At 39.7% G+C, this 26652-nt stretch carries 16 protein-coding genes; 10 read left to right on the top strand and 6 right to left on the bottom strand.

The genetic code is table 11. The features are described from left to right. The first annotated feature begins 434 nt into the window (after nucleotides 1-434). Nucleotides 435-2966: a choice-of-anchor Q domain-containing protein gene (locus H6G75_RS13820; protein WP_190980627.1), complete on the top strand. Its 2532-nt coding sequence runs from the start codon at nucleotides 435-437 to the stop codon at nucleotides 2964-2966. Here the strand turns inward: H6G75_RS13820 and H6G75_RS13815 are convergent. Beyond that, entirely contained in the window at nucleotides 2963-3880 is a 918-nt protein-coding gene (locus H6G75_RS13815) for a LysR family transcriptional regulator (protein ID WP_190980626.1), read from the bottom strand. The genes H6G75_RS13820 and H6G75_RS13815 overlap by 4 nt on opposite strands. Nucleotides 3881-3965: 85 nt before the next feature. On the opposite strand from H6G75_RS13815, the gene H6G75_RS13810 reads away from it, so the two are divergent. Beyond that, complete coding sequence (locus H6G75_RS13810; RefSeq protein WP_190980625.1) at nucleotides 3966-4712, top strand: SDR family oxidoreductase; 747 nt, start codon at nucleotides 3966-3968, stop codon at nucleotides 4710-4712. Between the two features lie 15 nt (nucleotides 4713-4727). On the opposite strand, the gene H6G75_RS13805 is transcribed toward H6G75_RS13810, so the two are convergent. Together H6G75_RS13805 and H6G75_RS13800 are read right to left on the bottom strand one after the other, a co-directional pair. Continuing rightward, the gene (locus H6G75_RS13805; protein ID WP_190980624.1) at nucleotides 4728-4991 is read right to left on the bottom strand and encodes a hypothetical protein; all 264 of its coding nucleotides are present in this window, start codon (nucleotides 4989-4991) and stop codon (nucleotides 4728-4730) included. Between the two features lie 127 nt (nucleotides 4992-5118). Next, nucleotides 5119-6741, bottom strand: a complete 1623-nt coding sequence (locus tag H6G75_RS13800) for a mechanosensitive ion channel family protein (RefSeq protein ID WP_190980623.1) — start codon at nucleotides 6739-6741, stop codon at nucleotides 5119-5121. Nucleotides 6742-7507: 766 nt separating this feature from the next. Between H6G75_RS13800 and H6G75_RS13795 the strand changes: the two genes are divergently transcribed. The 4 genes from H6G75_RS13795 to H6G75_RS13780 all read left to right on the top strand — a co-directional run bounded on the left by H6G75_RS13795 (nucleotide 7508) and on the right by H6G75_RS13780 (nucleotide 12763). Then, on the top strand, nucleotides 7508-8575 hold the full coding sequence (locus H6G75_RS13795) for a sulfate ABC transporter substrate-binding protein (protein WP_190980622.1): 1068 nt from the start codon (nucleotides 7508-7510) through the stop codon (nucleotides 8573-8575). Nucleotides 8576-8580: 5 nt separating this feature from the next. Then, nucleotides 8581-9453, top strand: coding sequence for a sulfate ABC transporter permease subunit CysT (gene cysT, locus H6G75_RS13790; RefSeq protein ID WP_190980621.1), 873 nt, complete (start codon nucleotides 8581-8583; stop codon nucleotides 9451-9453). After that, nucleotides 9443-10297: a sulfate ABC transporter permease subunit CysW gene (cysW, locus tag H6G75_RS13785; RefSeq protein ID WP_190980620.1), complete on the top strand. Its 855-nt coding sequence runs from the start codon at nucleotides 9443-9445 to the stop codon at nucleotides 10295-10297. Before cysT ends, cysW begins: the two co-directional genes overlap by 11 nt. Before the next feature lie 123 nt (nucleotides 10298-10420). Further along, on the top strand, nucleotides 10421-12763 hold the full coding sequence (locus H6G75_RS13780; RefSeq protein ID WP_190980619.1) for a hypothetical protein: 2343 nt from the start codon (nucleotides 10421-10423) through the stop codon (nucleotides 12761-12763). Nucleotides 12764-13084: 321 nt separating this feature from the next. On the opposite strand, the gene H6G75_RS13775 is transcribed toward H6G75_RS13780, so the two are convergent. Further along, a complete protein-coding gene (locus H6G75_RS13775; protein WP_190980618.1) occupies nucleotides 13085-13546 on the bottom strand; it encodes a cupin domain-containing protein in 462 nt (153 codons plus the stop codon). Nucleotides 13547-14023: 477 nt separating this feature from the next. Here H6G75_RS13775 and H6G75_RS13770 point away from each other — a divergent pair, with 477 nt between their 5' ends. Next, nucleotides 14024-14566, top strand: coding sequence for a dual specificity protein phosphatase family protein (locus H6G75_RS13770; protein ID WP_190980698.1), 543 nt, complete (start codon nucleotides 14024-14026; stop codon nucleotides 14564-14566). A 474-nt stretch (nucleotides 14567-15040) separates the two neighbouring features. Here H6G75_RS13770 and H6G75_RS13765 read toward each other — a convergent pair whose 3' ends face one another. Continuing rightward, nucleotides 15041-15298: a beta/gamma crystallin-related protein gene (locus H6G75_RS13765; protein ID WP_190980617.1), complete on the bottom strand. Its 258-nt coding sequence runs from the start codon at nucleotides 15296-15298 to the stop codon at nucleotides 15041-15043. Between the two features lie 195 nt (nucleotides 15299-15493). Then, nucleotides 15494-15880 (bottom strand): CAP domain-containing protein, encoded by a 387-nt coding sequence (locus H6G75_RS13760; RefSeq protein WP_190980616.1) that lies wholly within the window; start codon nucleotides 15878-15880, stop codon nucleotides 15494-15496. A gap of 1076 nt (nucleotides 15881-16956) precedes the next feature. Between H6G75_RS13760 and H6G75_RS33770 the strand changes: the two genes are divergently transcribed. From H6G75_RS33770 to H6G75_RS32685, 3 genes are all read left to right on the top strand, one after another. After that, complete coding sequence (locus tag H6G75_RS33770) at nucleotides 16957-20178, top strand: AAA-like domain-containing protein (RefSeq protein ID WP_313934842.1); 3222 nt, start codon at nucleotides 16957-16959, stop codon at nucleotides 20176-20178. 134 nt (nucleotides 20179-20312) lie between these two features. Then, complete coding sequence (locus H6G75_RS13750) at nucleotides 20313-23807, top strand: AAA-like domain-containing protein (protein WP_190980615.1); 3495 nt, start codon at nucleotides 20313-20315, stop codon at nucleotides 23805-23807. 64 nt (nucleotides 23808-23871) lie between these two features. Beyond that, nucleotides 23872-26505, top strand: coding sequence for a C1 family peptidase (locus H6G75_RS32685; RefSeq protein WP_199337869.1), 2634 nt, complete (start codon nucleotides 23872-23874; stop codon nucleotides 26503-26505). Nucleotides 26506-26652: the final 147 nt, after the last annotated feature.

The following is a 26652-nucleotide window of genomic DNA, read 5'->3' as shown; positions in this document are numbered from 1 at the left end:
AAGACTATAACCTGTACTTGATATATCTATTATAGTAAAAATGTACTGAAACTGCCACAAAATACCGCATTTTTAGACGAGATTTATACAGAACTTAGCTTAAATTTTCGCTCAAGCCATTCCATCTCTCTTGTCCACCTTGTCTACTCTGTCTCCCTTGCCTACCTTGTCCCCCTCTTCAATCACAGCATAGAAAAAAGACCAATTACGTAATCTTACTTAATATTCTCTGAAAAGAGTATTAGTAAAATCTTAATCATCACCTAAATTTATTGGGTTAAATAAATTTTCAGGATGACTCTTAAAACCAGTGCTTATCAACTCCCAAACCAAATACCCAAAAAAGCACTGTTCGTAACAGTGCTGTCATTTTGTGTGTTTAGCGAAAGCTCATATTGCTGACACAACCAAAACCAATAGGAGTAAGATAAACAATGGCTACCTTTAACGTCACCAACACTAAAAGCAGTGGTCTTGGTTCATTACAGCAAGCAGTTTTAAATGCCAACGCCTCAGCCGGTAAAGATTTAATCAGATTTACAGGCGGACTCTTCACCGACAACATCGCCGATACTATCAGCCTTGGTGGTAGTAGTTTGTTCATCACCGATGACTTAAGTATTGATGGTAGAGGTTCAAACTTACTCACCATCAGTGGTAACTACAATTTTGCTCAAGACAACAACATATCTCGTGTATTTGAAATTGCTAACGGCATCACTGTTGACATTGAAGGGTTAACAATTGCTAATGGCTATGCCACAGATGCAAGAGGTGGTGGCGGCGTTTACAATGCTGGCAATCTGACATTAAGAAACGTCACCATTAGGAATAACTTTTCTGGTGGTCAAGACAGTTCCGGCAACAACGGTGGTGGCATTTATAACTCCACCTCTGGAGTTTTAAAGCTCAACAACAGCACCGTTACAGCTAACTACGCAGGCCAAGTTGATGCTGAAGATTTCTTTTATGCAGGCGATGGCGGCGGTATCTACAACGCTGGTATCCTCACTCTTAACAAAAGTGCCATCAATGGAAATTCTGCCGGATACTACAATGACTCCTACTCCCCCAATAACTTTGGCTACGGTGCAGGTATATATAACACTGGGACTTTAACAGCTAAAAACAGCACCATCAATAATAACCGAGGTGTAGCTGGTGGTACGGGTATCTACAGCACTGGCACCGTAACCTTGAGTTATAGCAGTGTTGATAACAATCAGTCAGAAAACCAAGAGTACATTGCATTCAGCGGCATTGTGAGTAATGGCAGCCTCACCATTAAAAATAGTAGCGTTAGTAATAATGCAGCGATCGCAGTTGGTGGCGCTGGGGCTGGCATTGATAGTTCAGGTACATTGATTATCAGCTACAGCAAAATAGATAATAATTCTTCTTATTGGTCAAGTGGAGTCATCCATTCAGGGACTCTAACAGTAACTAACAGCTCGATTAATTACAATAGCGGCAGAAATTCCAGTGGACTTATTGCTACTGGCACCAGCAAAATAGACAGAACCACCATCAATGGCAACTATTCATACTACGACTTTAGTAATGCTGGTCTTATTCTTTATGGTATAGCAACGGTAAGTAATAGCAGCATCAGTAACAACTCGTCAGACTACGGCAGTACAGGTCTCAGTAGTATAGGTCTGAGAGGCAGTAGCAACGTCATAGTGAGCAACAGCACTATCAGCAGTAATATAGGAGGTTTAGACGTAACAGGAGATATTAACAGCAACGGCATCTATAACTCTGCATCTGGCAATCTGACAGTTATTAGAAGTACTATCACAGGTAATTCTAATGCAGAGGGAGCCGCAAACGGCACGATTGTTAATGATGGCACCATAACCATAATTAGTTCTACTATCAGCGATAACTCAGCAGGGTTAGGAGGTGGTATTCTCAACAACGGCACTGCATTTGTAATTAACACCACTATTAACAACAACACCGCAGGGATTGGCGCAGGCATTAACAACTCTGGCACTCTAACTTTAGTTAACAGTACCATTAGTAGCAACCAGTCCTACTCCGAAGGTGGGGGAATTTATAACTCTGGCACTTTAACCGTTAGCAATAGCACGATCGCCTTCAACAAGTCTTACTATGATGATGAAAATACTGTATCTAACGGCGCAGGTATCTACAACGCAGACACAGGTACAGCCACCATCAACAACAGCATCATAGCAGGCAATAACGATAACATTCCTGGTGCAGTTAACCCCGATGTCTTCGGTAACTTTATCAGCAACGGCTATAACCTAATTGGCAACCTTAATGGCAGCACAGGCTTTAACCCCAACGAACAATTGCAAGTCAGCATTTCCCAAGTTATCGATACCATCCTGCGTGACAATGGCGGCCCAGTCAAAACCCACGCCTTAGTTTATGGTAGTCCCGCCATTAACGCTGGTAATAACGCTGATGTCCCGGCCGACATTGCAGACTTAGACAGAGATGGCAATACTACCGAAAGAGTACCTTTTGATCAACGTGGTAGTGGTTATCGACGTATTTTGAATGGTCGAGTTGATATTGGAGCTTATGAAGCATCTGTAATTAATGGCACAGCATATTCTGATAATCTCCAAGGTACATCTGTCAACGATTTGATTGCTGGCTTGAGAGGCGCAGATATGCTGACAGGCGGTGCTGGTGCAGATAGCTTTGTTTATACCAACCTTGCCGACAGCGGCGATACAATTACAGACTTTGCCGTTGGTACAGATAAAATTGTCTTACAAGCACTCTGGCGGAGTTTAGATTTGAGCAACTTGAACTTTGCTACAGCCATTGCCGGCGGTTATTTGCAGTTGCAAACAGCAGGAACAGACACCTTAGTTTTAATTGACTTAGATGGTACTGCTGGTCAACGTGTGGCTTTGGAATTGGTGAGGTTACGCAATGTATCTGCTAACGCTTTGAACGACTCCAAGAATTTTGTGTTTTAAATTTCCTCGCAAATACTCTTGAGCATCTGTCTTAACCAACAATTTGCCTGATCTTGATCTGTTAGTCGGCTCCACAACATTGAAATCATCCACGGTTGTGTTTGTATAGGCAGTTCAAAAATTTCTACTGCTCCTTCATCTGCTAAGGATGTTACTAACCGTGATGGCACAGCAGCCACTAAGTCACTAGATGAAATAATTGCTGGTAGCACTAGTAAATGGGGAGTCGTCAAAACAATGCGACGTTTGAGATTGGACTGAGCCAAAACTTTGTCAATTTCGCCAACTTCATCTTGTCTGATGGTAAACAGAGCATGGAGCAGATTAGCAAAACTTTCTGGTGCGATCGCATCTTGACTAATCACAGGATGCCCTCGGCGACAGATGCCAACAAAGTGTTCTGTAAATAACGGCATCTGTATGGTTTGCCTGGGTGGATTTTGGAACACACCCAAGGCTAAATCAATCTCTTGATTTTCTAATAGTTCTCCTACCGAGTCTTTGGCAAAACCAATCAAGCGAAAATTAATCTTTGGTGCTATTTGATGACAAACTTGCAACAGTTTGGGCATCACAACATAGCTGCTGTAATCTGAACTACCAATTGTAAACGTGTTTTGAGAAGTTGTAGCATCAAATGTTTGGCTGGCGGCTAATGTTTGCCGAATTTGTTGTAAAGCTGCTTTGATATCGGGTGCAATTGCTACTGCTTTGGCTGTAGGCTGCATTTCTCTACCAATTCTGATAAATAAATCATCTTGAAATAATGTGCGTAATCTTCCCAAAGCCGCACTCATGGCTGGTTGTCCTAAATACAGTCTTGTAGCTGCGGCTGTCACACTTTTTTCTTCAAAAAGTGCTTCAAAGGCAACCAGCAAGTTGAGATCAACGGCAGATAAATCTATTAATCCCATCGATGAAACACATTATTTCAATCAATTTGATTAATTTATAACATCTCAGTAAAGTAAAACTAACAGTTGTTTAAAAATTATCAACATGACAAATCAAAGCAAGATTGCCGTAGTTACAGGTAGCAATCGGGGCTTAGGATATGCTATCTCTCGCAAATTAGCTCAAAATGGTATTCATGTTGTTTTAACCAGCCGTAATCAAACAGATGGACTGGCAGCAAAGCAGCAGTTATCTGGTGAAGGGCTAGATATCAACTATCATGTACTCGATGTAAATAGTGATACTAGTGTTACAGAATTTACCCAATGGCTACAGCAAACCTACGGTAAGGTAGATATTCTAGTGAATAACGCTGGTATTAATCCTACCGCCACACCGGAAGAATCCAGCTTATTAACTGTTCGGCTAGAAACAATGCAAGCTACATTTAACACTAATGTTCTGGCGGTACTGAGAATTTCTCAAGCTTTAATACCCTTGATGAAACTCAACAACTACGGTCGCATTGTTAACGTTTCTACTGAAATGGCTTCTTTGCATACAATGGGCAGTGACTACTACCCATTAGCACCTTCCTATAGAATTTCCAAAGTCGGGATCAATGGGCTAACTATACTTCTGGCTAGGGAACTCCAAAATGAGAATATTCTCGTCAATGCCTATTCTCCTGGTTGGATGAAAACTGATATGGGCGGTGAAAATGCGCCATTCACCGCAGAAGAAGGCGCAGAAACAGCAGTTTATTTAGCAACCCTACCAGATGGAGGAGCGCAAGGACAATTTTTTGCAGAGATGCGGAAGTTTGGTGGGCCAATTCAATTACAGTGGTAAGTTTCTCGTCCCCCTTTATGCCGCTTCTCTCATCGGTGGTTGAACAGCTACCTCTGGAAAAGAAAGTGAAAGTTGTTCAGCTTGCGGTACTGCCGCTTGTTCTAATACCTGTATTTCAATATTTACGCTGATTAAATAACTTCCTGTATCAGCACCAACTGCTTCGGCAATTAATCGGGAAAAGTCTGGACGTTTTGCAGTCAGTGGGTCACGTAAAATACAGCGATCCCATTCGTGCTTGGCAGTTGGATTGAGGTTGAGAATGTAATGCTTGATCATAGTTGCACTGCACTAGGATTTCTGGACGCTATATCTATTATAGTACAAATGTACTGCATTGACCAGAGGTGGGCAAAATCTTGCCCACACTACTATTGACTATTGACTATTGACTATTGACTATTGACTATTGACCATTGACCATTGACTCATTCCCCTTGCCATTCATCTGTGCATCATTCACCCAGATGGCTTGTTGTGGTACTGGGATATTAATTCCGGCTTGGTCAAGGGTGATTTTGAGGCGACGGCGATATTCGCGGGCGACATCCCATTGTTTAAGAGGTTGGGTTTTAATCCAAACACGGATAATTAAACCGCGATCGCCAAAATTATCAATACCCAAAACCTGCGGAGTTTCGATAATTTGATGTTTCCATTGCAGGTCTTGATCCATTTCTAAGGCGACTTTTTTAATCAAGTTCAAAGCATGGTCAATATCAGCTTCATAGGCGATGGGAACAGTTAAATCGGCGCGTGACCAACGGCTAGAAAGGTTAGCGACAATTTTAATTTCACTATTGGGAATGGTGATTAAGCGTCCTTCCGAATCACGCAGTTGTGTCATCCGCAAGTTGAGATTTTCCACTAAGCCGCCTACATTGCCCACATTAATCACATCGCCCAACGCATACTGGTCTTCCAGGATAATCAAGAAGCCGTTAATTGCATCTTTAATCAGGTTTTGGGAAGCCAAAGATACAGCCACACCAACTAAACCTGCACCTGCAAGTAAAGGAACAATATCTACCCCCAAAGAAACAAGGGCGAATAAAATCCCAACTCCTACCCAGATAATAGTGACAATACTTTTAGTCACGCCTGAAAAGGTAGAGACTCGTAAACGCAGACGTTCAGAAGTATCGGAGGTTAATAAAACCCCACTACTGATGAGTGTCGTTGTGAAGCGATCGATTAAAGCATAGCTGAAACGGGTAGCGACATAAGTCCCCAAGGCCACAACAGCAAGTTTTAAAGGAATTTGAACCGCCGAAAGTATGGCTACTTGCAACGGTCGAGTGTAGGGAAATAACCCCAAAATCAGAAAATTACCCCCTCCCCAAATTCCGGCTTGGGTTAACTGAAACAAACGCTTCTTTACTTCTTGAACATGACGATGTTGCTGTTGATTGAGTTGAGTCGTAATTGGTTGCGCTGTTGAAGAAATTGATGGAACTGGCTGTGCTGTTTCTTTGCGAGAGCGACGCTGCCAATAATATACACCCCAACTTGTGACCACCATCACCAGCCCAATGCCAGCAGCAATTTTACCTTGATTGAGCAGATATTGAGTTTGTCGTTCTTGCTTTGCCCGTTGTAAATCTTCTTGTAAAGCATCAGCAATTTGATTTGCCGAGATTAGCTGATCTTCTTGTCTGAGTTCTGCATCCTCATAGGTGACAGTCATCAGATATTCACCATTTACCTGAATGACTGGTATTTCGTTAACTTTCCGCACCTCTACTTTGATTTCTGTTGCTGAGGATTGAAAGTAATTCTGGCTAATTTGATTCAAGTTTCGCTGAATGTTCTGTAAACGCTCTGGCAAATTAGTTTTAGTGGCGCTGATTTGAAATAAACGACGACCATCTAGATAAATCCAGCCAGAAACATTTCTATTCTCAGAGTCATTACTCAGACTGCTGGGAGTTTGCAACAGTGGTAACAAGGGAATCTGCGCGTTTACTGGTGTTACAGCAATAGCCGAAACCGTTATTGAACCAAAAAATGCCAAAAAATGCCAACGCACTCCAACACCTCCTTGAAGAAAATCTATTTTTGATTACTTACTTAGCCATACTCCAAAATTGACTTTAGTAATTGTACCTATCTAAAGTTGAGTTTTCTGGTTAAAGATTGCAAATTATGACATTTACGGATGTTTAACTCTTTAGATAGATGACAAATAGATTCATCAACTTTTAGGGATAACTAAGCAGAATCTGTGATTATACTCTCACAAAAAATAAATTAAACCAAAATCCAAATAGCTCGGTATTGTTGGGTTCGGTTTCGTTTCACTTACTACATCTCAACTAATACAAGCAGATAAAGCAGCTGTAGTTAATGCCCAAGCAAAACCGTTATTGAGCAATATTTATGCTTTAAAAATCAGAGCTTTAGTTTAAAATATTTAACTTAAAGGGCTAATAGTACTTCATGCGTCGAGATTCAACATTTTACAAACTTACCGTTCGCGCAATCGAGTATGAGTTTGGTGAAGTAGATGAAATAAGGGAGAGTATCTAAGCAAGCGATCGTTTTTGGCATCCAATGTTTTGAGGTTCCCATTTCAGGAGAAATTAGTCGGTAGCTTAATTATGGGCGATTTACCGGACATCATATTACTTTTTCCACATAGGGCGATCGCGCTTTATGTACTGCGATCGCTTTTTTCTGTCTTATTGAGTCAATACAATGATTTTTCATTAGTATTTTTTATTAAATACAGTTATTCAATCGACTTTTAATAGTATTATCTAAATCAAGCCAAAAGTAATAACTAGGAGCAATTTATGAAGAGGCGTAAGACCTTACACGCCTTGCTGTTTGCTTCGGGATTTTTTATCCCAGCTTGCACTCAAACCAAAAATTCTACACAAAACCAAACATCAACAAATCAAGCCCAAGTTATCACAGATCAAAAATCAAACTCGGTTGAACTGACGTTAGTTTCTTATGGAGTAGCCAGATCCTTATTTTCCAAAATGATTCCAGCGTTCCAAGCACAATGGAAGGCAAAGACTGGACAAGATGTCACATTCAAAGAATCTTATGGCGGATCGGGAGCGCAAACCAGAGCAATTCTTGGGGGATTACAAGCTGACATAGCAGCGCAGAACATCCAGAGTAATATAGATGCGTTGGTAGAAAAGGGTTTTGTCAGTCCAGAATGGAGGCAAAGATTACCCAATCAAGCCTCCCCTGCTAATACAGTGATGGTTGTAGTGACAAGGACTGGAAATCCTAAAAACATTCAAACTTGGAAGGATCTAACTCGTGACAATGTAGCCATTGTGGGCATTAATCCCCAAACAGGTGGGAATGCGCGATGGGGGATTTTGGCAGGGTATGGTTCTTTTCTCAAATCACAAGGAGAACAAGCTGCCCAAGATTATCTCAGAAGCTTTGTGAGAAACACTAAAACCCTAGTCAGTAGTGGACGAGAAGCATCAGATGCCTTCATCAAAAACAAAATTGGTGATGCACTACTCACCTTTGAAAACGAGATTATTTTTACCAATAAAGCCGTTGCAGAGGATTTGCCCTACATCGTACCAGCAACTAATATCCAGGTTGATTTTCCCGTGACTGTAGTTGACAAAATTGTAGACAGCAGAGGAACACGCGAAGTAGCTGAAGCATTTACTAAGTTTTTGTTTTCTCCCAAAGGACAGGAAATTTACGCCCAACAAGGATATCGCCCAATTGATCAGACGGTATATCAAAAATATGCCAGTCAATATAAACCAGTTAGCAGCCTCTATAAAATTGCTGATTTTGGTGATTGGAAAGTTGTAGATCAGAAACTGTTTGCCGATGGCGCATTATTCGACTCTGCTCAAGCAGCCAGAAATAGGTAATTACAATGTCAGCTATCTCTGTCGCAGTTTCCCATCAACGCTTTCACCGTTCACTTCTACAAGGTTTAGCTTTAACCTACATCAGTTTTATCGTTCTGTTGCCGTTAGGGGTAATCTTTCTGGAAGCTGCCAAAAGTTCCTGGACAGAATTATGGCAAGTTATTACTGCTCCCCCTGCTGTAGCAGCCTATAAACTTTGTTTCTCTGCGGCTTTTTTAGCTGCTTTGATTAACAGTGTCTTTGGTGTAATCCTAGCTTGGATATTAGTCCGATATGAATTTCCAGGAAAGAGGTTAGTAGATGGATTAGTAGACTTGCCATTTGCGATGCCTGCGGTAGTGGCGGGGATTGCTTTGTTATCTGTTTACGGTTCTGGGGGAGTCATCGGACAGTATTTAGATCCGGGAACAATCTTAGGTGACACCTTGAGATTGTTGGGTATCGAACAGGTAAACTTAACCTCATCTGTAATTGGTGTAGTCTTCGCTAAGGTATTTGTCACACTGCCCTTTGTAGTTCGGACTGTACAACCTGTGTTGATGGAGATAGGATCAGAAATTGAAGAAGCAGCACATATTCTTGGTGCGGATTCTTGGCAGACATTTTGGCGCGTGATTTTTCCGCAAATACTACCTGCAATCATCACAGGATTTACTTTGGCTTTTGCCCGTGCTATCGGTGAATACGGGGTTGTGGTGATCATTTCCGGTAATATTCCCTATGAAACAATGATTACTTCCGTCTATATCTATCGCAGATTAGAACAGTATGACTATAGTGGGGCAACAGCTGTAGCAATTGTGTTGTTAATGATTTCTATGGTGATTCTCATCTGTACCAACTTATTACAGTTGTGGAGTCGCAGATATGAAGCTTAAGTTACAACCAATACCTTGGGGACGCTATGTGTTGATGACTTTAGGGTTATCATTTTTAGCGATCGCTGTTCTTTTTCCCCTACTGAATATCTTCTATCAAGCCTTTGCTAGTGGAATTGAGGCTTATTTAGAGAGTGTAACCACGCCTGAAGCTCGCCATGCCATATTCTTGACTGTATTGATTACACTTATAGCTGTTCCCATTAATACAGCTTTTGGCATTTTAGCAGCCTGGATTTTAGCAAGATACTCGTTTCCTGGTAAGGTAATGCTGTTATTAATTTTAGACTTGCCATTAGCAATCTCACCTACTATTGTCGGTTTGATGTTTATCTTGCTCTATAGCCCTACCGTCGGTTTATTTGGTTCGTGGTTGCAAGCAATCAATATAAGAGTAATTTTTGCTCTACCAGGAATGATTTTGACAACTTTATTCGTGACTATTCCTTTTGTAGTGCGAGAAGTTTTACCTGTACTGCAAAGTATGGGATGGGAAGAGGAAGAAGCAGCGCAAACATTAGGAGCAAATTCTTGGCAAACTTTTTGGCGTGTAACATTTCCGACAATTCGCTGGGCGTTGTTTTACGGTGTGATTCTTTGTACTTCTAGAGCGATTGGGGAATTTGGGGCGGTTTCTGTGGTTTCGGGGAAGTTGATTAATGAAACCAACACTCTGACTTTACATATTGAGCAGGTGTATGCAGAGTATCAAACTATATCTGCTTTTGCTTGTGCTTCTTTGTTGGCTATTTTGGCGTTGTTGACTTTGGTGGTTCAAGAGTTTTTGCGAAGTTTGGATGTCTCACGCAAAGACGCAGCGAAAATTACAAGCTTCCGGCGTTAGAGTAGCGGTAGCGATACAGGAGCGTCTCTGAACTTTTCAAGGCAGAGATGCAAAGAAAGAGGGCGAAAGAGTTATTTATTGGCATACTAGTCAAATTGAAGGTTGATTTTTGAGATAAATTCTATGTCAGACGAGATACTCAATTTATTGGGAGAATATACACATCCCCAAGGATATTTAGAATACATCAATACATTACCTTTTCTCGGTCGTTTACACTGTTCTACGCGACAAGTTGAGGCGGGAAGTTGGCAAGAAATTTTGCTTGATTATGAAGTTGGTGCTTCGGGAATTGCTGATGGTGCTTGGTTTAAGGTAACTTTCAAATTCTACTCGGATTGGGCTTTGTTTCAGACAGAAGACCCAACAGCAGCTAATTATGTTTCGGCAGAATACCAAGTTCGTCCACCGCTTCCTGGCGAAAGTCAGTCAACGGTACAGTCGTTAAAGGTAAGGTTCGATCAAAAAGGTCATGAACGTCCTTATCAAAAGGCGATTATTGTCGATATTGTTGATGGCTATTTAAAACCAGGCGATCGCATTTTAATTCGATTAGGCGATCGCCGAGGTGGTGGCGCAGGTACAAGGGTACAAACTTTTGTTGAACAAGGTTTCCGGTTTCGGGCTTACATCGATCCGGTGGGGACTTCCCGCTTTGCTGAAGTTCCGGGTGATGTGGTGATTGATGTTGTAAACGCACCACCAGCTAAAATCACTATTGTGGCTCCTAGACTTGTAAAAACAGGTGTTTCTTTTCCTGTGCGGGTAAGAGTAGAAGATGTTTGGGGAAATACTTGTTGGGGTTTGGGCGGAAAGTTGCAGTTAATTGGTTTGCAGGAGCAGTTACTTGATTTACCGACGCAAGGATGGGCAGTAGTTAAAACTAATTTGACCTTAGAGAATAATCAAGAAGCCTTGCTGCAAGCTAATTTGGTGGGTACTGAATTGCAAAGTCAGTTAACGCCGATTACAGCAGATAGTAACTTGACTTATCCCCGTGCTTTTTTTGCTGACCTTCATGTACATTCCAACAATACTGTAGGAACGAATAGTACAGAGTATAATTTCGCCTACGGTCGAGATGTGGCGGGGTTGGATGTTTTGGGATATACAGCGAATGATTTCAATATTACTGAAGAACGCTGGCAGAATGATGTCAAACTGTGTCAGGAAGTAACGCAGGAAGGTGAGTTTATTTGCTACCCTGGCACAGAATGGTGTGGTAATTCTGCCGTCGGGGGCGATCGCAATGTGATTTTCTTGGGTAATGAAGTGTTATTTCCTTATGACCTCCAAGGAAAACAAGTGCGCTCTTTTGAGTGGAATGAAGACATGAAAGGCAAGCAATTATTACCCGGAGCTTGGCCTGTAGATCGACTTTACGCTGCTTATATTCACAATCCAGAGCAGCATTTAATGATTCCTCATGTAGGTGGACGGCGGGCTATTTTGGACTGGCATCATTCTAAATTAGAACGTCTGATTGAAGTCGGTTCGGCTTGGGGACACTTTCCCTGGTTTTACCAGGATGCCATTAGTAGAGGTTATAAAGTAGGTGTGTCAGCTAATGGTGATGAACATCGCGGACGTTGTGGCGGTGGAGTTCCGGGGACTGCTGTATTTGGGGTGAATGGCGGATTGACGGGAATTATTGCTCCAACGTTGACGAAATTTGATATTAATCAGGCTTTGCGTTCTCGTCATACTTGGGCGACAACAGGCGATCGCATAGTGGCTTTGTTGTGGTCTGATTCGCATATTCAGGGAGATGAATTTACTGCATCAGATGCTGTGACTATTAACTATCGATTATTGGGTACAAGTGGCTGGGACGAGATTACCGCATATACCCATAATGGTTTGTTGTGGCATCGTAATCTGCAATCAGAAGCGGGTTACGCTACTAACAAGATTCGTCTGCGTTGGGGTGGAGCGCGGATTAAAGACCGCTATCGTTGGGCACAGTGGCGCGGAACTCTGGAATATTCAAGTACTATCGTGCAAAGTTATCAAGTTTATGGTCTAGAACATCCAGAAGAGTATGTCAGACGAGCCGGAGCATTAAAACTAGAGTTCCGTTCTGATACCTATGGAGATGCTGATGCAATTGAACTGAATTTATCTGATTTACTTCATGCCCAATTCCGTCTACAGGTTCAAATCGATAGTTACACAAAAGTCGGAAGTCCACTACAACGTAATCCTTATATCCATTGTCCTGAATTTATCTGGGAATTTAGCGGACAAGACATCCTCAACCAAGGAATACTGCGGCAAGAACTTGGAGGAACAGAACTTTTTTTGGCGGTTGAACGGCTAAGTGCAACTCCCATATCTAGAGATATTAGCGGCAGTTTTATTCTAGAGCCTGAATCTAGCGCCTACGGTTTTGTCCCAGTTTATATTTCCGGTCGTCAGATTGATGACTCTAAGGTTTGGACAAGTCCTTTGTTTATTAGTTTCTAGCGGCATTATCAAAACTCCAGTCCGAGAGTTCAGCCTCATATATTTCTATAATTGGCTGCTGAGGTTATTTCCGGACGGATTACCGGATTCATTCACAACGAATCGCACTTGAGTTGTTGTTTCTCACAACAACAACTCTACTACGAAACGCCCTACCTCTTCATGCTCTTATTTTGCCAACGGTATTGATCTAAACCAATCAAATTGCGGAGTTTTGGTGCAGCGACTTGTTAAGCGACACTTTGGTAGACTACTAGAGAGAACATTGTCAGGTGTTTCTACATAGCAGCACATTGCGCTCCCAAAAAGCTGCAATTATTGCTAGTAGGGGTTCAAAGCAGGTTCTCCGGCACTGTTAGTCCAGATGTCGTCCGGCAAAGCTCGATCTCGGTGACACACCAGATCAAGGTCAGGATACGTGATTGTGTCTACTGCTGATCGGGTGCCGACTACTAGGCATCGCGTTGCCTGGGAGCTACGATTCTCAAGACAGTGACCTACTGGCACTCCTGCTAGAAACGTTGTGGCATCGCCAGGACGTAGTATAGTCTCTGCGTCTCCTTCAATGAGAACGATCTCCCCTTCGAGGACATAGACCATTTCATCCTCAGCACTATGCCAATGCTTGAGTGATGAACGAGAGCCAGGTTGCAGGATTTCGATGAACGCACCGAACTGGGTAAGTCCTCCTGCTTCGCTAATCCAGAGCCGGCGATCTGGTTCCTGCGCGGTGTAAGAAGGGTTTTCCTCTACGACGAGATGATTGGGAGTGATAACAGTCATACTGACACCTCTAGGAATTTTGGGGCAATATCTATTCAATTATGTCTTTAGCTTGTATTGACAAGAACTTACGCATTATCTGACTTTAAGAATATTTTGGAAGAAGCTGCAAAAGCTATACTGATACCAAGTTGCAATCAAAGATAGTAATTTGGGCTGGGTGTAGGGAGTAGGAATACTATTTCTGAACGCAACTTAGTATGAAGTGTTTGGGGGAATTGAAGCGACCGTATTTGACTTCGTTTGAGGATGAGCTTATATGCTTTCTGGAGGAAAAATATTCAATTTAGGTTAATCAAAGGTTATGTGACTTGGGCAATTATCTTATAATACCTCTTAATTACAGTAAGTTGCTCAGTTTACCGAATTTAGGAAGGGAAACTTTCGAGAAATAAACACAGTTTTGTTTCAAGCTCATTAATAAATAGCAATAAATTTTTTACCTATTTTTAATAGTGAAAATAGATGATTAAGAATATTTACAGGTTTGCTGCTGCTGGAGAACAGGAATTAATTGTGTTTGGTGCTTGTAGACCTGGTTATTCCAACAAACAAGTATCCCATTGGATTAATTTTATGAAGGCTCAAAATATTCAACGAGTATGTTGTCTTCTTCCTGAAAAACAACTGGCTCTCTACTCAAATCTTTTAGATAGATATCAACAAGAATTTGGTAGTGAGCAAGTCTGCTCGGCACCAATTATAGATTTTCAATTTGCTGAAGTAGAAATGATGACGCAGACAATACTTCCTTTTTTAATAGCAGCAGATAAACAAAACCAAAAAGTAGTTGTACATTGTTCAGGGGGCATTGGTCGCACTGGTCATGTACTAGCTGCATGGTTGGTAAGTATTCGGGGATTCTCTAATAAAGACGCGATCGCTGCTGTTAAAAGAACCGGCAGAAATCCTCATGAAGCCGTAATTGCATCTGTATTTATAGGGAAAAATCCCTTTCGAGTTGTTAAGCAACTTGATGAACTTTTAAATAATTGTCGTATAGCAATGTGTAGTTATTAGAGATATGAATAAGTAGGTAGACACAATTATTTAGAAGACGCATTTCGACTTCTCCCCAAGGGAGACGCTACGCGAACGCTCAATGCTCGATCCTTGAAAATAAGAGGGTTGAGCGCAGTCGAAACCCGGTAATTTTAAGTTAGGTTTAATTTAGTCCTACTATTTAATAATGTTGTCTTTAGTTTATCAAGAAAAGCAATTCACTAATACAAAAAAAGACTGAAAAACTGTATTTTTAGTTTATTGATAAATAAATGTTATTTGTCAATACGAAAAAAGATAACTACTGACGAATTATTACTAGACACAGCAAGGATTACTGCTGCCATAGTATCAATAAGAAAGGCCAAATTAAATAAACCGAAAACGCAAGATAATTGTTGTGCGGGCATCTTGCCCGCACATTATAGACAAATTAGATGCGTTGCAGCTTAACCGCTATTGAAAGCAGCTATTTCTACATTTGTTTGCTTGCTAAACAGGTCTCAAAGAGGACATATCATCATTTGGAATGCCGATATCCTCTACCCAAGAATATTCCCCAGGGCCTAAAACCACACCATAAGAGTTTTGAAAATCGACATCTCTATAAAATTCCCAACTTCCGTCCAAAATTTTAAGAGATGAAACTGTGTCGTTGAGGTTGAAATTTACCAGATTTGATACTGAAGTCGTGAATGTTCCAGAGCCTCCCTGAAAGTCTCTATCTGTAAATAAAACAATAGCTGCCATAGTCTTCTCCTTGATTTTAGATAAGTATTTGAACAGAAGATTTTGCTCTAATTGAGAACCAAGTACGTCTTTTCTACTAGCTTAAAGAAGCTCATTACAAGTATGAGACAGTTAATATCTCATATTGCTTCTATGCTGACTTAACTCTGATATCAGAACGATTCATCTTTAAATCGTTTGTGCGCCGATTTTGGGTTAGCGTTTTCCAAAGATTTGCGTCCAGTAATGTTTGTAATTAAACTTACCTCCATCATTCTCTAAGTAGTAGTGACCAACACCAATCTCTGTATAATCTGGATTAAGAATATTGTTACGATGTCCAGGGCTATTCATCCAGTCTCCTACAACCTCTTGTGCTGTAGAACGGCCTGCCGCAATATTCTCTCCAACAAAAGAAGATGGATAGCCTTCTTCTCTAGCACGTTCAACCAACTCACGATGATCGAAGAAATCACCGTGAGCCATACTTTGAGAATGTTCTTGTGCTGCTTTGAATAGTTGCTCATTCCATTGCAAGGCTCGTAAGCCATGTTTAGCACGTTCAGTATTTGTGAGTGCAATAACTGTTTGTACAAGATCCATTTGACATTTTTCCTTAATTTTCAATAGTTTACTGAGCAAAAGTTAGGTCGATAACTGATTGAATGGCCTCTGGCAAATCGCTATCTTTCTTACATTACATTAGTCATAATTTTCTCCGTGGGTATTCATTGATTTAATCTTAAATAAAGACTGTTTAAAATTAAATCTATAAATCTCATATAATTTCATCAATCTAGACTAGAAAACCTATATCAAAACTCATTCCTAAATCCGAAAATTAACGTAACTTAAGTGAGTTGGAAGACAGGGAAAATTGCTCATATTCTTTGCTAAGTCGGTGACACCCTTCAGGTTCATCAGTCGCTACAACAGAGAAAATCCCCGCAATGCGCTGGCTCACCAGTTGAGCCAACCAAAAGTACGCTCAACCACCCAGCATTTGGGAAATAAAAACAGGAGCAACACGATTTTGCGATGTAGTAAAGCTGGAGAAGCTGTCAAATGCTCACTTTTCAAACATCCTCTAAAAGCCTAATCACCTTTTAAAAAAGCTAAATTGTGAAAATATATTTCTCTTTTTTTGTAGATAAATATTTATGCAAAATTCAAGACTTAAGCCTAATCAAAGATAGCAGTAAGGTAATCCTCATTTAAATGACAGGCACTATGTTCATACTAGTGTCTTCCTCTCTGTTTCCTGCCCTCTCAAGTACGGATTCAATGTGCTTTCTTATATGATTACTAGCTTATTAAGTAAAAAAATTGGAAATTTTTGCTTAAAGACTATCGTAAATTGGTCGAGCCTGCTAATATATGCTTAAGTACTATTCACTTAGCTATATTTATTTTATTAGTAAATAAATAAAATCTATACAACTAGCACCTATGCAAGCATTATCTACAGTTCTGTAAACATAAACATTCTCTGGGAGCATTCTGGATAAGTTGCGTTGCCAAGCCGGCATTAAATATGAGTTTTTATATGAGCTTTTAACTTTTGCAAATATCAAATATCGGTTAATATTGTTAAGTTAATTCTATCAATCTGTTTATTTATTTTTTTAAATTTAGTTCTGATTTTAAAGAAAAAGCTATTCCAATTATAAAAAATATAAATGACTGAACAAATTTTATATTTTAATGGAATTAATGGTGCAACAGGAGAATACTTACCATCTCCAAGTACTCCTAATCAAATTACCAAAATTGCCCAAGGTGAAACTCTCACTAAACCATCTGATTCAATCCAAATACAACAGCTTTACCAAAAATCTCCAGAGAACGCCAGAGGTCTAATAGAAGGTAAAGACCCAAAGACTTTAGCACAGGCTGGCTGGGGGGTTATTTTTGCATATAAATATCAAGATAGTTCTGGTTATCAAGCTCAAGATATTAAAGAAGCACTAGGCGAGTTACTAGAACATCGCCGCCGACAAGTAACACAACAAGACTCACGCTATTACCAAGAGTACATTGGGCAGAAAGCATACCGACCAGGGGAATCGAAACAACGGTTTTTGGAACGGCAAGGAGTAGCGCCAGGGCCTGTTAATCCAGAAAAAATGCCCTACTACTTAATAATTGTTGGCGACCCCCTGAGTATTCCTTATCAATTTCAGTATCAGTTAGATGTGCAGTATGCAGTCGGCAGAATTTACTTTGATACTTTAGAAGAATATGCCCAATATGCACACAATGTCGTCAAAGCTGAAACTGGTGAAATCGCTTTACCGCGCCAGATTTACCTGTTTGGCACACACAATCAAGATGACAAAGCCACACAACTGAGCGCCGAGCATCTGGTCAAACCGTTATCACAATGGATAGCCCATGATCAGCCCAATTGGTCAGTGCAGACAGTTGTGGGCGAATCAGCTACTAAAGCCAGATTTAGCCAAATTCTAAGTGAAGCGCAAACACCTGCACTGTTGTTCACCGCAACTCATGGTGTCCGCTTTCCCAACAATCATCCACTCCAGTTACAACATCAAGGCGCACTTGTGTGCCAAGACTGGCCAGGGCCATCGCAATGGAAAGGAGAACTAGATCCGCAGACACATTACTTTTGTGCAGATGATGTCGGTAATAATGCCAACCTACTAGGATTAATCGCATTTCACTTTGCTTGTTATAGTGCAGGAACACCACAGGTGGATGACTTTAGTGTGCGAAGTGGGGCGCAAAACGCTGCTGATATTGCTCCTCATGCTTTCGTAGCTCAATTGCCTAAACGTCTACTGAGTCGAGGAGCTTTAGCTGTAGTTGGGCATATTGAACGAGCTTGGGGTTGTTCTTTTGTCTGGAAAGAGTTAGGGCAGCAACTAGAAACTTTTGAGTCGGCTTTCAAGCGGCTGATGGAAGGTCATCCAGTCGGGTCAGCCCTCGAATTTTTTAATCAGCGTTATGCAGAACTCACTTGTGATCTTAGTGTTGAGTTAGAGGAAATAAAGTACAACCAATCTGTTGATGATTGGAAGGTCGCTAGTTTGTGGACAGCTAAAAATGATGCCCGCAATTACACCATTATTGGCGATCCGGCTGTACGCCTGATGGTGGCAACTAATCCCGTTACCAATGCCCAACAGCCCACTATACGTAAAAAGATTAGGCTTGATTCACTCCAGTTAGTCAACTCCAAAAGTTCCACTAATACAGAGTTAACGGTACCCTACAGTCGTCAGAAATTTTTCAGCCAACAGCCTCAGAATAATTTCAAGAAGATGAAGAAAAAGATTTTGATTGTGTCTGCCAATCCAAAAAATACTGATAGGTTAAGGCTGGATGAGGAGGTGCGAGAAATTCAGGCTGGATTGGAGCGTTCCAAAAATCGAGATGAGTTTGAAATAATTCCTAAATTTGCAGTGCGTCCTCAAGATTTGCGACGGGCATTATTAGATTATGAGCCGGAGATTGTACATTTTTCGGGACACGGTGCAAGCACTCAAGGATTAGTTTTAGAAAATGATGCTGGACAAGCCCAATTAATCACTACAGAGGCGTTAAGTAGGTTATTTAGGTTATTTCAAAATAAAGTTGAATGTGTATTGATGAATGCCTGTTATAGCGAAGTACAAGCTCAAGCAATTCATCAGCATATTGACTATGTAGTAGGGATGAACCAAGAAATTGGGGATGAAGCAGCTATAGATTTCGCCGTGGGTTTTTATGATGCGTTAGGTGCTGATAAATCTTATGAAGATGCTTATGAGTTTGGTTGTACTTCTATTGACATAGAAAGTATTCCTGAGTCTTCCACTCCAGTTCTTAAAACTCGCAAAAATACTCTTAAAGAAATACAATTTACATCAGCTTTATCTTTAGAAAACCCAGAAGGGCAAGTTCCTTTGGAATCCGCATTTTATATTGAGCGATCGCCAATCGAACGGGACTGCTACGAAGAAATACTTAAAGCAGGAAGTTTAATCCGAATTAAAGCGCCCCGTCAAATGGGTAAAAGTTCGCTTATGTCCCGCGTTCTTGACCATACCAGCAAACAAAGTTATCAAACTGCATATTTAAATTTTCAATCAGCCGATGCAGAATTCCTCGACAGTATAGATATGTTTTTGCAGTGGTTCTGCGCTAGTGTCACTGATAGCCTGGGTTTGACAGACAAATTAGGTGATTTTTGGAAAGGGATTTTGGGTAGTAAAAATAAATGTACGAATTATTTTCAAAAGTATTTACTAAAAGAAATAAACTTGCCTATCGTTTTAGGTTTAGATGAAGTTGATGAAGTTTTTAAACACCCTACAATTGCTACAGATTTTTTTGGCTTGCTACGTGCATGGCATGAGCGTGCTAAAAATGATGCAATTTGGAAAAATTTGCGATTAGTAATTGTTCACTCTAAGGAAGTATATATTCCCTTAAATATAAACCAGTCTCCTTTTAATGTGGGTTTACCTGTAGAGTTACCTGAATTAAATCAAGCGCAGGTGCAAGATTTGGTGCAGCGTCATGGGTTGATTTGGACTAACTCACAAGTTGAGGATTTAATCGACTTAGTGGGTGGGCATCCTTATTTAGTCAGAGTTGCATTATATGAGATTGCACGGGGTAGGATGACGTGGAAACAATTACAAGAAATTGCACCCACAGAAGCAGGCCCCTACGGCGACCATTTACGTCGTCATTTGCTGAATGTACAAGGAGATCAAAATTTATTGGCAGCATTAAAGCAAGTAATGATCACCGATGAGGCTGTGGATATAGGTACAGTCGAAGCATTTAAACTTCGCAGTATGGGATTAGTAAAATTTCGAGGAAATGATGTGATGCCTTTGTGTAAGTTATACCAAATATATTTTTGCGATCGCCTGAAACTAGAAAATTAAAAAATTACCTTGAGAAGTTGTAAGCCTGTTGTTTTTCCAGCACTATTCATTATGTTCTCACCTATAGTCAGCCTCTTCTGCTCTCTGCTTTCCCTGTTTGCTCAAACAAATAAACTTCATAACTCAACTGATTTATGAGTCAATACCAGTATCAAGTCGGGGGTAGTTTACCCCAAGATGCACCAACTTACGTCACGCGACAAGCTGACGAGGATTTGTATACAAGCTTGAAAGCTGGAGAATTTTGCTATGTTCTCAATTCACGGCAGATGGGAAAATCTAGCTTGCGGGTACAGGTGATGCAACGATTAAAACAGGAGGGGTTTGTTTGTGCATCTGTAGATATTACCACTATTGGGACAGCAGATATTACACCTGAACAATGGTACGCCGGAATCATAGATACTTTAGTAGGATATTTTAATCTTTATACTGACTTTGATTTAGAAATTTGGTGGAGTGAGAACGGTTTACTGTCACCTATACAGCGTTTTAGTAAGTTTATTGAAATCGTTTTACTGCCAAAGATTAAAGAAAATATTATTATTTTTATCGACGAAATTGATAGTATTCTCAGCTTGGATTTCAACCTGGATGATTTTTTTGCTGTAATTCGAGAGTGTTTTAATCGCCGGGCAGATAAACCTGAATATAAACGCATCACTTTTGCATTAATTGGTGTGTCTACTCCTTCAGATTTGATCCAAGATCCAAGACGCACACCTTTTAATATTGGTCACGCAATTGATTTAACTGGTTTTAAATTAGATGAGGCGAAACCTTTAGCACAAGGTTTGTCAGTAGTAGGAGATTCCCAGGAATTGATGGCAGAAGTGTTGGCATGGACTGGAGGACAGCCGTTTTTGACGCAGAAAGTTTGTAAGTTGGTAGTGCAGTATGGTGAACAGATAAGCAAAGAAGAATACTCTAATATTAAGGAGTGGGTAGACCATTTGGTGCGTTCGTACATCATTACACACTGGGAAATAAATGATGAGCCGGAGCATTTGAAAACTATCCGCGATCGCATTTTATATAGTAAGCAAAATAATAGCGGACGATTATTAGGTTTGTGTCAGCAAATTTTGCATCAGGGGGAAATTTTAGCTGATGACAGTCCTGAACAGGTTGAACTGCGACTAACAGGATTAGTGGTAAGACGTGATAGTAAATTGCGAATTTATAACAGCCTGTATGCAGAGGTATTTAACCAGAAATGGTGCGAGGGAGAACTAGCAAAACTGCGTCCTTATGCAGAAGGATTAAATACCTGGGTAGACAGTGAACGTAAGGATGAGTCGCGTTTGTTGCGAGGACAAGCACTACAGGATGCTCAAGCTTGGGCTATTGGTAAAAGCTTAAGCGATGTAGATTATCAATTTTTAGCAGCCAGCCAAGAGCTAGAAACACGCGAGATTCAAAAACAATTAGAAGTCGAAAAAGCAAAGGCTATTGCTGCTAAAGCAGAAGTAGAAGCGTCACAGGCTATACAACAAGCCAAACAAAAGGTTGAAAAGCAAAAGCAAATAACTAGAAATGCAGTTGCGATCACTTCTTTAGTGTTTATCACAGGAATTACTATCTTTGCTGGAATTAAATGGAGAGAAGCAGAGAAAAGCCAAATTCACACACTGGCAGCATTCTCAAGTTTAAAATACACCGGAACTCGAAACACTTTTGATGCCTTAATAGATGCTCTCAAAGCAGGAAAACAGCTACAACAATCTATTTGGTATAGGAATGACAGTGAACTGCAAAATCAAGTCATAACAGCAGTTGCTAATTCTGTTTACAGCGTCAGAGAGAGTAATCGGCTAGAAGGACATGAAGGTTATGTTATGCAAGTTAGGTTTAGTCCTGATGGTAAGACCATTGCTACTGCCAGCTATGACACTACAGCTAAACTCTGGAATTTAGATGATCAACAAAGATTAAATTTACCTCATCCCGACTCAGTTACAGATGTAAGCTTCAGCCCTGATGGTCAGATAATTGCTACTGCCAGTCGGGATGGAATTGCAAGACTTTGGAATCAGCAAGGTAAGCTTCTTGCAATTCTAAAAGGACACAAAGCTGATGTTTGGAGTGTAAGTTTTAGCCCCAATGGTCAGACAATTGCTACGGCCAGTGCAGACAATACAGTTAAGCTTTGGTCGCAAGATGGTCGTCTGATAAAGACTTTAAAAGGTCATACTGGAGAAGTTTACAAAGTTACTTTTAGTCCTGATGGTAAGATTGCTACAGCTAGTGACGACAACACAGTAAAGCTCTGGGATGCTCAGGGCAATTTGATTAATACTTTGATTGACCATACAGCTGATGTGTTAAGTGTACGTTTTAGCCCTGATGGCCAAACTCTTGCCTCTGCCAGTAACGATAAAACAGTTATTATTTGGGATGTTAAAAAAGGTAAGCAAGTCACATCACCTTTAATACATACAGATATAGTTAGAGATGTTGTTTTTAGCCCCGATGGTCAAATAATTGCTACTGGCAGCAACGATAAAACTGTGAAACTGTGGAGTAGTCGAGATTATACACTGCTAGAAACTTTAAATGGTCATCAAGGTGCAGTCAGTAGTTTAAGTTTTAACCCCCAAGGCAACATCCTTGCATCTAGCAGTTATGACAAAACAGTGAAATTTTGGCAACCAAATGACTGGTTGACTACTTTGAGAGGTCATAGTCAAGCAATCTATAGTGTTGACATTAACCCCAAAGGCAACATGATTGCAACTGCCAGCAGGGACAAGACAGTGAAATTGTGGGACTTGCAAGGAAAACAACTTAACACCCTTAATGGACATACTCTACCCATTGCTAGTGTCAATTTCAGCCCAGATAACAAGTTGATTGTGAGTGTTAGCAATGACAAAACTGTAAGGCGATGGAATTTACAAGGACAAGAACTTAAACCACCTTTTACAGGACATACTCAACCCATCACTAGTGTGGCTTTGAGTCCAAATAATAATACAATTGCCTCTGCGAGTTTTGACGGCACTGTTAAACTTTGGAGTCACAAAGGAGAACTTTTAAATACTCTAAAAGGCAATATTACAAAAACTTCTAGTGTCAGTTTTAGCCCGAATGGTAAGATAATCGCCGCAGCCAGTCGAGATACTGGAACGGTACAACTCTGGAACAGTGATGGAAATGCCTTGCGTAGTTGGAAGGCTCACAATACCTCAATTTACAACATTCGTTTTAGCCCTAATGGTCAAGTTATTGCCACTGCCAGTGAAGATAACACTGTGAAGTTGTGGAATTTAGATGGTGTTTACTTAAATTCCTTAAAAGGACATAGTGCCTCAATTTGGGGCTTGGATTTTAGTCCCGATGGTCGAATGATTGCTACTGCCAGTGATGATAGTACAGTAAAAATATGGTCTACAAAAGGTGTATTAATTCTAACAGTTGTTGGTCATCGTGGCGCTGTTAACTCACTTAGATTTAGCCCTGATAGCAAAATGCTTGCTACTGCTAGTTCAGACAATACTGCAATGCTATGGAAAATAGAAAATCTCAGCTTGGATACATTTATGGCTCGTGGATGTAACTGGTTAAGCGACTATTTAAAGAATAATCGCAATGCCCCAAAGGATATTTGTGACGAAATTAAAAGGTAAATGATTCGTTACCTTGACCACCTTAAATAATTTGATACTCAATGATAAATATTAAAGGGAAATCATGGAAAATCACAGTAATCAACAACAAAAAGAGGATTGGAAGAAAAAAGGATTGGGTTGGATACCAGACTATCCAGACTTACGCGATTATAGCTTAGACGATAAGGAAAATATCAAGAAACAACTCAGCAGGTTCAAGATAGAAGGCAGAACTGGCGATGTTGAAAAGCTAATAGGAAATTTAATTGATTTAATTTCAGATGTAATTCCTCAACAAAAAGAAAGAATACAAGAATTTAAAAACCTGATATTTGGTAACATCTTATTTGCCGAGGTGAAAGTTCATAAGTTTTTAAGAGAGAGTCTTGAAATAGAAACAAGAATAAATGATCAATATCCCTGTCCTGACATTAAATATGAAAGTATACTTTCAAGTCAGATAGTAGATTTAAAGAAGTGGCTTGGAATTTTAGTAATGAAAGACTACTTGCCATCAAATGTAAATTTTGATCACCCAAGAAAAATAGCGGATTGGATGAGAACAGCAGAGTACGATTCAACTACTAAATTGCTTGTACAAATTTTTCAGGCTCTTACCGAGATTCTAGTTGATGGAATAGTAGGAATTGAAACTTATATGACTTTCAACGAATACTTTTCTGATTCTGACGATAAAAAATTGCCTGAACTTAAAGAAAATTTTCTTAAACTTAAAGAACAATTGCCTGAACTTAAAGAAAAATTGCCTCAATGTCCAAAAGAATTGTCTCAACTTCAAGAAAAATTGTTGGCAACAAATAACTATAAAAAAGGTTTCTCAAAAATTAGATTTTTTACAGTTACTTCCTTGATCTCAAGGACAGAATTTGAAATAATCTTAGGCATTTTAAAACCCAAAGTAATTCAACAAATATGTAAGGAATTCACAGAATATATAGACAGAAATTACTACAAAAACACTGAATTTCAAGCCAAAGAGCTTAAAGATAAAATTCTTGAATGTGAATTTTTAGAAACTATTGTAGATGTAAATACAACTAATCGCAATTTGTTTGAGAAAATAGAAATATTTCAAAAATCAGTTGACAATAAAAATACTTGCAAGAAAAACATAAAAGATTTTTTCATTAAAAATGGAAATGATCCCAGCAAAATTGTAGACATACTGGAATCAGAAAAATATGAACAAATGTCCTCAGTTTTAATGAAAATTATTTCACCTTTATTAGACCGATTAGATGATGCCAACAATGATAATATCAACAATATTGTAGAAGTATTACAGAATTCATCTGTAACTGAACCGATATTTTCAGTTATCATCCGAATTATTTCTCCTTTATCTCAATGGAGCAATTTGAATTGGGAAGAAATGATTAAAAAAGGTTTTGATAAATTTGAAAAAATTGCCAGTGGTCAAATTATTCTTAATAATTCAAATCCAGAACCTGGGTATCCTACGGAGTATTTAATAAAAAGTGCAATTTCTCAAGTTCTTTCTCTGATGAAATTAGAAATTTCCTCTTTTAGAGAACAAGAATTTAAAGAAAGTGAAAATTATCTATTTGTATATTTTTTGTTGAAGAAATACTTAAATCGATTTACAAGTTATACACCAGATGCTGAAAAAGAGATAAAAGATAAAAAGCATAAAACTAATATTTTTGACAAGCAAGAAGTGTTTGAAATTGAATTACCGTTGAATTATGGTAATAACTCTTCTACTCAAAAAGATGAGAAAAAACAACTGTCTCAAGAGTTATTTAAAACTATAAATTTACAGATTCCTGTAATAATTAGTAACAGTTATTTTAAGAAGTTGACAAAATTTTATGAGGAAAATAAGCCCCAGAAAAAACTATATTTTATTCTTCCTGCTGTAATAGATTTAAGCTTTTGGTTTTCTCCGGTGAGAGATCAAGGCTCACTGAATTCTTGTACTGCATTTGCTGCGATCGCACTGTTAGAGTATTTTCAAAATAGAAACTTTGGTAAGTCAGTAGATGCTTCTCCCCTTTTCCTTTATAAAACTGCACGTCGAAAAATGAATGTTGAAGGAGATGTAGGAACGTCTATCAGAGAAACGATAAAAGTACTTGCACTATTTGGTGTTCCGCCTGAAGAATCTTGGCCTTATGAAGAAGATAAAGTAGATGACGAACCACCTCCTTATTGTTACGCCTATGCTCAAAATTACAAAACACTTAAATACTTTCTTCTAGATTATGCTGGCATTACTACAGAGAGTCTTTTATTTCAGGTTAAAGCAGTTTTAGCTGCGGGTTTTCCTTGTATTTTTGGGTTAACGCTTTATACCTCTGCATACGAAGAAACTAATTCTAAAAAGGGTTACATTCCGTATCCCGACCCCCATAAGGATAAAGTTGTTGGTGGACATACTGCTGTTGTGGTTGGATATGATGATTACAAATTTATCCAATGTGCTGATCGTACGCACTATTCTAGAGGTGCATTCTTAATCAGAAACTCTTGGGGTACTGAATGGGGAAGGAACGGTTATGGATGGCTTCCCTATGACTACGTTTTAGCCGGACTCACATCTGCTTGGTGGTCATTACTCAAAGCAGAGTGGTTTGATGAAAGTAACTTTGGCTCGGCTAGAAAAGGTGGCGAGGGCGCTTATTCGGATAAACCAGGCAAAAACGGGGAAGGGGACAAATCAAGCTCAACATAACAAATCCCACAGTAGTCAAAAAACCTCGTTCTAAGTTTCTGTCAAGAAAACCAATCCACTCAGGAGCGGGTACTAAACATCAACCACTCACTTTTTTTATTCTCAATACTGCTTAATTCTTAACCGAGAAGTATTGGGATTTATCGA

It is taken from the genome of Nostoc sp. FACHB-280 (genome assembly GCF_014697615.1).
GTDB lineage: Bacteria > Cyanobacteriota > Cyanobacteriia > Cyanobacteriales > Nostocaceae > Nostoc_B.
This window is presented reverse-complemented; position numbering and strand designations above follow the sequence as displayed.